Annotated in this window: 1 tRNA gene; it reads left to right on the forward strand. The window is 49.6% G+C overall.

Features of this window, described 5'->3' with window-relative positions:
- The first annotated feature begins 64 nt into the window (after positions 1 to 64).
- Positions 65 to 140: transfer RNA gene (locus FDW92_RS04870), tRNA-Glu, on the forward strand.
- The last annotated feature ends 100 nt before the right edge of the window (positions 141 to 240 follow it).

A 240-nucleotide genomic window follows, 5' to 3' on the forward strand; every position in this document is an offset into this window, starting at 1 on the left:
AGTGCTCACACAGATTGTCTGATGAAAAGTGAATAGCAAGGCGTCTTGCGATTGAGACTTCAGTGTCCCCTTCGTCTAGAGGCCCAGGACACCGCCCTTTCACGGCGGTAACAGGGGTTCGAATCCCCTAGGGGACGCCACTTGCTGGTTCGTGAGTGAAAGACGCGTACCCTGATATCTCAAAACTCATCTTCGGGTGATGTTTGAGATATTTGCTCTTTAAAAATCTGGATCAAGCTG

The organism is Citrobacter sp. wls706 (assembly GCF_005281305.1).
Taxonomy (GTDB): Bacteria; Pseudomonadota; Gammaproteobacteria; order Enterobacterales; family Enterobacteriaceae; genus Citrobacter; species Citrobacter werkmanii.